General features: G+C 32.4%; 10 protein-coding genes and 1 pseudogene. 8 read left to right on the top strand and 3 right to left on the bottom strand.

The window, feature by feature from the left end:
- Positions 1–54: 54 nt before the first annotated feature.
- On the bottom strand, positions 55–468 hold the full coding sequence (gene tsaE / locus B4I81_RS07895; protein WP_026725814.1) for a tRNA (adenosine(37)-N6)-threonylcarbamoyltransferase complex ATPase subunit type 1 TsaE: 414 nt from the start codon (positions 466–468) through the stop codon (positions 55–57).
- 48 nt (positions 469–516) lie between these two features.
- The gene (locus B4I81_RS07900; RefSeq protein WP_291109426.1) at positions 517–2,070 is read right to left on the bottom strand and encodes a bifunctional response regulator/alkaline phosphatase family protein; all 1,554 of its coding nucleotides are present in this window, start codon (positions 2,068–2,070) and stop codon (positions 517–519) included.
- Positions 2,071–2,202: 132 nt separating this feature from the next.
- On the opposite strand from B4I81_RS07900, the gene B4I81_RS07905 reads away from it, so the two are divergent.
- From B4I81_RS07905 to sucD, 8 genes are all read left to right on the top strand, one after another.
- Positions 2,203–3,438: an HD domain-containing protein gene (locus B4I81_RS07905; protein ID WP_291109428.1), complete on the top strand. Its 1,236-nt coding sequence runs from the start codon at positions 2,203–2,205 to the stop codon at positions 3,436–3,438.
- 77 nt (positions 3,439–3,515) lie between these two features.
- Positions 3,516–4,529: a UDP-3-O-(3-hydroxymyristoyl)glucosamine N-acyltransferase gene (lpxD, locus tag B4I81_RS07910; RefSeq protein ID WP_291109430.1), complete on the top strand. Its 1,014-nt coding sequence runs from the start codon at positions 3,516–3,518 to the stop codon at positions 4,527–4,529.
- A 21-nt stretch (positions 4,530–4,550) separates the two neighbouring features.
- Positions 4,551–5,939 carry a bifunctional UDP-3-O-[3-hydroxymyristoyl] N-acetylglucosamine deacetylase/3-hydroxyacyl-ACP dehydratase gene (locus B4I81_RS07915; RefSeq protein WP_291109432.1) on the top strand — a complete coding sequence of 463 codons (1,389 nt, stop codon included), beginning with the start codon at positions 4,551–4,553 and terminating at the stop codon, positions 5,937–5,939.
- Between the two features lie 88 nt (positions 5,940–6,027).
- Positions 6,028–6,813: an acyl-ACP--UDP-N-acetylglucosamine O-acyltransferase gene (gene lpxA / locus B4I81_RS07920; protein ID WP_231841674.1), complete on the top strand. Its 786-nt coding sequence runs from the start codon at positions 6,028–6,030 to the stop codon at positions 6,811–6,813.
- Between the two features lie 39 nt (positions 6,814–6,852).
- Positions 6,853–7,419: an elongation factor P gene (gene efp / locus B4I81_RS07925; RefSeq protein WP_026725820.1), complete on the top strand. Its 567-nt coding sequence runs from the start codon at positions 6,853–6,855 to the stop codon at positions 7,417–7,419.
- Between the two features lie 99 nt (positions 7,420–7,518).
- Positions 7,519–8,460 (top strand): UDP-3-O-(3-hydroxymyristoyl)glucosamine N-acyltransferase, encoded by a 942-nt coding sequence (locus tag B4I81_RS07930; RefSeq protein ID WP_291109435.1) that lies wholly within the window; start codon positions 7,519–7,521, stop codon positions 8,458–8,460.
- The gene (locus tag B4I81_RS07935; RefSeq protein ID WP_291109437.1) at positions 8,450–8,812 is read left to right on the top strand and encodes a nuclear transport factor 2 family protein; all 363 of its coding nucleotides are present in this window, start codon (positions 8,450–8,452) and stop codon (positions 8,810–8,812) included. Before B4I81_RS07930 ends, B4I81_RS07935 begins: the two co-directional genes overlap by 11 nt.
- Positions 8,813–8,896: 84 nt before the next feature.
- Positions 8,897–9,769 carry a succinate--CoA ligase subunit alpha gene (gene sucD, locus B4I81_RS07940; protein WP_073584625.1) on the top strand — a complete coding sequence of 291 codons (873 nt, stop codon included), beginning with the start codon at positions 8,897–8,899 and terminating at the stop codon, positions 9,767–9,769.
- Between the two features lie 62 nt (positions 9,770–9,831).
- Here sucD and B4I81_RS07945 read toward each other — a convergent pair.
- Positions 9,832–10,121, bottom strand: a pseudogene (locus B4I81_RS07945) (hypothetical protein); the annotation flags it as partial.

A 10,121-nucleotide genomic window follows, 5' to 3' on the forward strand; every position in this document is an offset into this window, starting at 1 on the left:
AATAGATTCACAAAAAAAAGAGAATAGAAGTTGATTTTCTATTCTCTTATGTATTTAATTTTTGAGTGTTAGTTCACGTTTACCATTTGGTAAAATTTTAATGGAAATACTCGCATGGTCAATTGGAATTAAGTTTGGCGTTTTTTCTGGCCATTCAATAAAACACCAATTGTCAGAATAAAAATATTCGTCTAATCCCATATCATAACCTTCTTCTTCTGAATTTAAACGATATAAATCAAAGTGATACACCGTTTCGCCTTCAAAAGTTCTGTATTCGTTTACTAAAGAAAATGTTGGGCTACTTGAATTATCTTTTACGCCTAATTCTTTGACCAATTCTTTAATTAAAGTCGTTTTTCCAGCACCCATTTGCGCATGAAAAGTAATGATTTTCTTTAACGAAGGTGTAGCAAGAATCTGTTTTGCAATGGCATTTATTTCTTCTAAACTGTAAATTACGGTCATACTAAATTTTACTTTTACTGAACACTTTTGACTGAATACTGAACACTATTACCTCGGCTCTAAAACTAAGAATGGAATCACCATTTCTTCTAACGAAATTCCACCGTGTTGATAGGTATTTCGGTAATAACTCACATAATGATTGTAGTTATTTACGTAAGCCAAAAATAAATCGTTTTTCGCAAAAATAAAAGAGCTACTCATGTTTAGAGCTGGTAATCCAATTTTCTTCGGATCTTTCACAGCATAAACATCTTTGTCTTCATAAGTTAAACTTCTTCCTGTTTTATAGCGAAGATTCAAACTCGTATTTTTATCACCAATTACCTTTGACGGATTTTTACAATTAATAGTTCCGTGGTCAGTGGTTATAATTAATTTAAAACCAAGTTGTTGTGCTTGTTGAATCATATCCAAAAGTGGAGAATTCTTGAACCAACTTGCCGTTAAAGAACGATATGCTTTATCGTTTGAAGCCAATTCTTTCACTACATCCATTTCGGTTTTAGCGTGCGATAACATATCTACGAAATTATAAACTATCGTAGTCAAATCGTTGTTTTTTAATGATTTGAAATTATCTGCTAATTTTTTTCCCGAAGCAAAATTGGTAATCTTATAATATTCTTGTTTGATGTTTAATCCCAAACGTTTTAATTGTTCTGTTAAAAATTCGCCTTCGTACAGATTTTTACCACCTTCATCAGGATCGTTTTTCCAATATTGTGGAAATTTCTTTTCCATTTCCAACGGAGTTAATCCCGAGAAAATAGCATTACGCGCATATTGAGTTGCCGTTGGCAGAATAGAGAAGTAGCTCACTTCTTTTTCTAATTTGTAGTGATTGTTTACCACACTTTCAAACGCTTTCCATTGGTCGTAACGTAAGTTATCAATGACAACAAATAAAATGGGTTTGTCTTTTTTACGGATTTCAGGTGCAACTAATTCACCAAAAATTTCATGAGAAAGAATTGGTTTGTCTGCTTTTGGTTGGAACCAATCTTCGTAATTACGTTCGATGAATTTTCCAAATTGCACATTAGCTTCTATTTTTTGACTTTCTAAAATTTCTACCATGCTTTGGTCTTCTATGTTTTCCAACTCAAGTTCCCAAAACAACAGTTTTTTATACAATTCTACCCAATCTTCATAGGTACGAACCATAGCCATATCCATTGCAATTTTTCGAAATTCTTTCTGGTAATCCAAAGTTGTTTTTTCAGAAATTAAACGTGAATGGTCTAAATTTTTCTTTAAACTCAATAAAATCTGATTTGGATTTACCGGTTTTATCAAATAATCGGCAATTTTAGAACCGATGGCTTCTTCCATGATGTATTCTTCTTCACTTTTGGTAATCATAATCACCGGAACCGAAGATTTCTTTTCTTTTAATTCAGATAAAGTTTCTAAACCGCTTAAACCTGGCATATTTTCGTCTAAGAAAACAATATCGAAATTATTTTCTTCGAACAAATCGATAGCGTCTTGTCCGTTATTGCAAGTGGTTACGTGATAATTTTTCTTTTCTAAAAACAAGATATGGGGTTTCAATAAATCAATTTCATCGTCTACCCAAAGTATTTTTATCTGACTCATATTTCTTAATTTGTGTGCAAGTTACTATTTATTAAACGAGGTTTGTATTAAATATTGTATAAAATTTTCAATACTTTTAAACGATTTCATTTTGTAAAAAATCGCTACATTTGTTACTAAAATTATCAAATTGTGAGCCAAACCAACAAACTCAAAATATTTAACGATCCTATTTATGGTTTTATTACCATTCCCAATAGTTTAATTTATGATTTAATTCAGCATCCTTACTTTCAACGTTTACGAAGAATTTCCCAAATGGGAATGTCGTATTTGGTGTATCCAGGAGCGCATCATACACGTTTTCATCATGCTTTAGGTTGTATGCACATCATGCAAAAAGCGGTTCAAACCTTGCAATTTAAAGGTGTTTCTATTTCGGAAGAAGAAGAAAATGCGCTGTATATTGCGATTTTGTTACACGATATTGGCCACGGTCCGTACAGTCACGCTATGGAACATAGTATTGTCGAAGAAGTGCATCATGAAGAATTATCGCTCTTATTTATGGAACAATTAAATAAAGAATTTGATGGGAAATTATCACTTGCGATTCAAGTTTTTAAAGGCGAATATCATAGAAAATTCATGTTGCAATTAATATCAAGTCAGTTGGATATGGATCGAATGGATTATCTAAAACGCGATAGTTTTTACAGCGGTGTAGCCGAAGGTAACATCAACAGCGAACGTTTAATCCAAATGATGAATGTTCAAAATGATTATTTGGTTATCGAAGAAAAAGGAATTTATTCGGTTGAAAAGTTTTTGGTGGCTAGAAGATTGATGTATTGGCAAGCGTATTTGCACAAAACTAGTGTTGTTGCGGAATTAATCTTGACCAAAATTTTAAAGCGTGCCAAAGAATTAACTCAAAAAGGAATTGTTTTGCCATGTAGCGAACCGTTGCAATTCTTTTTACAAAACAAAATTTCCTTGGCTGATTTCGATAAAAGTGTTTTAGATAAGTTTTCGTATTTAGATGATTATGATGTTTTAGGTGCGATAAAAGTTTGGCAATTTCATGATGATTTTGTGTTACAATCACTTTGCCGAATGATACTTAATCGTGATTTACTAAAGATTCAAATGAGTGATGATAAACCTAACAAAGAGAACTTGTTAGCTTTTAAAGATAAATATGTTTCAATTACTGGTATTTCTGATAAAGAAGCAGATTATTTTGTATTCAAAGGCAAGTTGAAAAATCAAGCCTACAGCAAGTCAAGTGAGCCTATCCGAATTTTGAAAAAGGATAAAACCATTGAAGATGTAGTGGAAGCATCAGACCAATTGCATTTAAAAGCATTATCAAAACCCGTTACAAAATATTTTATTTGTTTTCCAAAAGTCTTGTTAGAACGTTAACATTTTAATTAAATTTTATATTTTTGCCAAGATGAAGTGGTTTCATGTGGTCTGATTAAATCGAATAAATTAAATAAATGAAGTTTACAGCAGCTCAAATAGCAGGAATTTTACAAGGCGAAGTGGTAGGTAATCCTGAAGCGGAAGTCTACAAATTGGCTAAAATAGAAGAAGGAACAGAAGGTTCTTTAACTTTTCTTGCTAATCCAAAATATATTAATCATATTTATTCTACTCAAGCAACAGTTACAATTGTTAATAACACCTTTGAGCCTGAACAAGAAATTTCTACAACTCTTATAAAAGTTGAAGATGCATATAAAGCGTTTTCTCAACTTTTAGAGTATTACAATCAAGTAAAATTGATGAAATCAGGAATTGAGCAACCTTCTGTTATTTCTGAAGGAGTTACTTATGGTTCAGATTTATATCTGGGTAGTTTTTGCTATATTGGTAAAAATGTAGTTATTGGCAACAATGTGAAAATTTATCCTAATAGTTTTATTGGTGATAATGTAATTATTGGTGATGGTTGCGTTTTCTTTGCAGGAGTAAGAATTTATTCAGAAACGGTAATTGGTAACAATTGTACAATTCATTCGGGAACTATTGTAGGTTCTGATGGATTTGGATTTGCACCTCAAGAAGACGGAACTTACAAAAAAGTACCACAAATAGGTAATGTTATCATAGAAGATGATGTAGAAATCGGAGCTTGTTCTACAATCGATAGAGCTACTTTAGGTTCAACAATAATAAGAAAAGGAGTCAAACTTGATAATCATATTCAAGTAGCTCATAATGTTGAAATTGGCGAAAATACAGTAATTGCTTCTCAAACAGGAATTGCGGGTTCTACAAAAATTGGCAAAAATTGTATGATTGGTGGTCAAGTAGGAATTGTTGGGCATATTACAATTGGTAATAATGTTAAAATTCAAGCACAATCAGGAATAGGTAAAAGCTTAGGAGATGGTGAAGTAGTTCAAGGAAGCCCAGCCTTCAATTATGGTGATTTTGCTAAGTCTTTTGTTCATTTTAGAAATTTACCTAAAATTGTTGCAGATATCGAAAATTTAAAAAAACAATAATCCAAAATAAATATTATAATCATGGTTAAACAAAAAACCATCGCTAACGAAATTTCCCTAAAAGGTGTTGGACTTCATACTGGGCAAGAGGTTACTATGACATTAAAACCTGCGCCAGTTAATAATGGTTTTACCTTTGTTAGGGTTGATTTAGAAGGTCAACCTATCATCGAAGCAGATGCTAATTATGTAGTGAATACACAACGTGGTACAAATCTTGAAAAAAGAGGCGTTATGATTCAAACACCTGAACATGTTTTGGCTGCTATTGTAGGTAGTGATTTAGATAATATTATTATTGAATTAAACGCATCTGAACTTCCTATAATGGATGGTTCTTCAAAATATTTTGTAGAAGCTATTGAAAAAGCAGGTATTGTTGATCAAGATGCGGATAGAAAAGTATATGTAGTTAAGGAGGTTATTTCATATTTAGATGAAGCTACAGGTAGCGAAATTACGGTTATCCCATCAGAAGAATATTGCGTTACAACCATGGTTGATTTTGGTACTAAAGTGCTAGGTACTCAAAATGCAACAATGAAAGGAATCAAAGATTTTAAATCGGAAATTGCAGATTGTAGAACATTTAGTTTTTTACACGAGTTAGAAGCTTTGTTGAATAATGGGCTAATTAAAGGAGGAGATTTGAATAATGCTATTGTTTATGTGGACAAAGAGATTTCTACAGAAACAATGGAAAATTTGAAAAAAGCCTTTAATAAAGAAACTATTTCTGTTAAACCAAATGGAATTTTAGATAACTTAACGTTGCATTTTCCTAATGAAGCGGCTCGTCATAAGTTGTTAGATGTTGTAGGAGATTTATCATTAATCGGAACTCGTATTCAAGGAAAAGTAATTGCAAACAAACCTGGCCATTATGTAAACACCCAGTTTGCAAAAAAAATGGCTAAAATTATTAAAGCTGAAGAGCGAAATAATGTTCCTCAATATGACATTAACAAAGAACCCGTATTGGATATTCATGGAATCATGAATTTACTGCCTCATCGTCCACCATTTTTGTTGGTTGATAAAATTTTAGAATTGACAGATACTCATGTGGTAGGATTAAAAAATGTGACTATGAATGAAGATTTCTTTATAGGACATTTTCCAGGAGCACCTGTTATGCCAGGAGTATTACAAATTGAAGCAATGGCTCAAACGGGAGGAATTCTAATTTTGAGCTCAGTTTCAGATCCAGAAAATTACTTGACTTATTTTATGAAAATCGATAATGTTAAGTTTAAAAATAAAGTACTACCAGGCGATACCTTATTCTTTAAATGTGATTTGTTATCACCAATCAGAAGAGGTATTTGTCATATGCAAGCGTATGCCTATGCAAATGGTAAATTAGTTTCAGAAGCCGAATTAATGGCGCAAATAGTTAAAGTGAAATAGTAAAAACAAAGCAATTAGAATTTAGAATTAGTTAAAATTACATAAAAGACTAATCACTAATCACTAATTACTAATAACTAAAAGATATATGAATCAACCATTAGCTTATGTGCACCCAGGTGCCAAAATAGCAAGAAACGTAGTAATTGATCCTTTTACTACTATTCATAACAATGTTGAAATAGGAGAAGGAACTTGGATTGGTTCAAATGTAACCATAATGGAAGGGGCACGTATTGGTAAAAATTGCAATATTTTTCCAGGAGCTGTAATCTCAGCGGTTCCACAAGATTTAAAATTTGGTGGTGAAGACTCATTAGCTGTTATTGGCGATAATACAACTGTAAGAGAATGTGTAACAATTAATAGAGGAACAGTAGCCTCAGGTCAAACGGTAATTGGTAAAAATTGTTTGATTATGGCAACTGCTCACATTGCACATGATTGTCATATTGGTGATAATGCAATTATCGTAAATGGTGTTGCTTTAGCTGGACACGTTACGGTTGGTAATTTTGCTATCATAGGAGGTTTAGCAGCAGTACACCAATTTATTTCTATTGGAGACCATGCTATGATTTCTGGCGGTTCTTTGGTTCGTAAAGATGTTCCTCCTTACACAAAAGCTGCAAAAGAACCACTTTCATATGTAGGAATCAATTCTGTTGGTTTAAGAAGAAGAGGTTTTACAACTGAAAAAATTAGAGAGATTCAGGATATATATAGAATTTTATATCAAAAAAACTACAATACTTCTCAAGCAGTAAGTATTATTGAAGCTGAAATGGAGGCAACTCCAGAGCGCGATGAAATTCTAGATTTCATCAAAAATTCTTCTCGAGGAATCATGAAAGGTTATACAAGTTCAATTTAAGATTTAAAAATTAGTTAATAAACATCAAATACAAACAAAATGGCAAGTACATCAGATATTAGAAACGGATTATGTATCAAATACAATAACGATATTTATAAAATCATCGAGTTTCTTCACGTTAAACCAGGTAAAGGACCAGCTTTCGTAAGAACAAAATTAAAATCGTTAACAAACGGAAAAGTATTAGATAACACATTTTCTGCTGGACACAAAATTGATGAAGTACGTGTTGAAACACATACATTTCAATATTTATATGCTGAAGGGGATCAATTTCACTTCATGAATAACGAATCATTTGAGCAAATTACATTAGACAAAAAAGTATTAGATGCTCCAGATTTATTAAAAGAAGGAACTAATGTAATGATTCAAATCAACGCTGAAACAGAAGCGCCTTTATCAGTAGATATGCCAGCTTCTATCGTTTTAGAAGTGACTTATGCTGAGCCAGGAGTTAAAGGAAATACAGCTACTAATGCTACAAAACCTGCAACTGTTGAAACAGGAGCTACAGTAAACGTTCCGTTGTTTATCAATGAAGGTGATAAAATCAAAATTGATACAGCAACTGGAAACTACATGGAAAGAGTAAAAGAATAATTAAAAGTAAAAAGTGAAGAGTAATTAGTAATTAACCAAAGAACTAATTACTCTTTTTATTTTACTTATCACTAATTGCTATCCATTAATCAATATTAAATGAAATTTCCAAAAGTTTATCCTCTAAAAGATATTGCCCAAATTATCAATTGTAATTTTGTGGGTGATGCTGATTTTCCTGTTCACGGTATGAATGAAATTCATGTGGTGGAGCCAGGAGATATTGTATTTGTAGATCATCCTAAATATTATGACAAAGCACTTCAATCGGCTGCAACTATTATTTTAATTAATAAAGAAGTGGCATGTCCAGAAGGAAAAGCGTTGTTGATTTCTGATGATCCTTTTAGAGATTTTAATAAACTTACGAAACATTTCAGACCTTTTCAAGCATCAAATAGTGCTATTTCTGATTCTGCTAAAATAGGAGAAGGAACGGTTATTCAACCCAATTGTTTCATTGGACACAATGTTCAAATTGGTAAAAATTGTTTGATTCATGCCAATGTTACGATTTACGATAACACCGTAATTGGTGATAACGTAATGATTCATGCTGGAACCATTTTAGGAGCTGATGCTTTCTATTATAAAAAACGTCCAGAAGGTTTTGACCAATTGTTATCAGGTGGGCGAGTAGTTATTGAAGATAATGTGGGAATAGGTGCTTTATGTACGATTGATAAAGGAGTTACAGGCGATACTACTATTGGAGCTGGAACTAAAATAGACAATCAAGTGCATGTAGGTCACGATACTGTAATTGGTAAAAAATGTTTGATTGCTTCACAAACTGGAATTGCAGGTTGTGTGGTTATCGAAGATGAAGTTACCCTTTGGGGACAAGTTGGAACTACAAGCGGAATTATTATTGGTTCAAAAGCTGTTGTTATGGGACAAACCGGAGTTACCAAATCAATTGAAGGAGGAAAAACATATTTTGGAACTCCAATTGAAGAATCTCGTGAGAAATTAAAACAATTGGCCAACGTAAAACGTATTCCAGAAATTATTGAAAAATTAAAACAAAATGACAAATAAAGAAAAAATCGAATTTTTGTATAAAGAAGACGGTATTCGAAATGAAGTTTTTTTAAATGAACTTTTACAAGATGATTTTGTTTTAGATTGGGATAGTTCTCAAGGTAATGTTAAGATGAATAAACAGGATATTGTTAATCTAGCAAATGAGCTGAAACAAAATTATGTTGATTCTTATATGGAAATTTCACATATTATCGAGGAAAACAATCAATTTGTAGTGAAATACAATCATAAAGTTACTACTATAGAAAATCCAAAAGAGTTTATTCTTATTGCAAAATTTGTTGTTATTTGGGAATTTGACGGCAATAAAATTGTAAAAGGATACCAAATTAGCAAACCTAACTAAAAAAATACTATTAAAATTTCGTGATTAATTGGTAAAAAACTTACTTTTGCATCACAAATTTAAACACAATTTAATTCATATATCATGAGCGTTTTAGTAAATAAAAATTCAAAAATAATTGTTCAAGGATTTACAGGTAGCGAAGGAACTTTCCACGCTTCACAAATGATTGAATACGGAACAAATGTTGTAGGTGGTGTAACTCCAGGAAAAGGAGGAACTATGCATTTAGACCGTCCTGTTTTCAACACAGTTAAAGATGCTGTTGAAAAAGCAGGAGCAGATACTTCAATTATCTTCGTTCCGCCTGCATTTGCTGCGGATGCAATTATGGAAGCTGCTGAGGCTGGTATCAAAGTAATCATTTGTATTACTGAAGGTATTCCAGTTGCAGATATGATTAAAGCGTATGATTATATTAAAGGAAAAGATTGCCGTTTAGTTGGTCCTAACTGTCCTGGTGTAATTACTCCAGAAGAAGCTAAAGTAGGTATTATGCCTGGTTTCGTTTTCAAAAAAGGAACAGTTGGTATCGTATCTAAATCAGGTACTTTAACATATGAAGCTGCTGACCAAGTTGTAAAACAAGGTTTAGGAATTACTACAGCTATCGGAATTGGTGGTGACCCAATTATTGGAACAACTACTAAAGAAGCGGTTGAATTATTAATGAATGACCCAGAAACTGAAATTATCATCATGATTGGTGAAATCGGAGGTCAATTAGAAGCTGATGCTGCTCGTTGGATTAAAGCTGACGGAAATCGTAAACCAGTTGTTGGATTCATCGCAGGTGAAACAGCTCCAAAAGGAAGAACAATGGGTCATGCAGGTGCAATCGTTGGTGGTGCTGATGATACAGCAGAAGCTAAAAAACGCATCATGAGAGAAAACGGAATTCACGTTGTAGATTCTCCAGCTGAGATTGGTAAAAAAGTAAAAGAAGTATTAGGATAACATATTTATTATTATAAAAAAAACCTGACTAAATTTAGTCAGGTTTTTTTTATAATAATATCTTAATCAAATTTATATCTAATTCCTAATGCAATATCGGGTCCAAAACCATCTCTGAAATCAGAATAATCTCCTCCAAAGTAAATTTCAGGTCTGAAATCTAATGAAAGTTGAATAGGGGCTTCACTAAAATTATATTCTATACCTATGTCACCTGCAGCTAATACAAAACTACCATTATCTTTTATTCCAGAGTTATTGTAGTTCCAACTACCAATACCTGCACCTGCACCTGCATACCAATTAAAACCTCCATCAATATTCCATACCCATTGATAAAGTCCCACTAATT

The sequence above is a fragment of the Flavobacterium sp. UBA6195 genome, from assembly GCF_002422095.1.
Taxonomy (GTDB): Bacteria; Bacteroidota; Bacteroidia; order Flavobacteriales; family Flavobacteriaceae; genus Flavobacterium.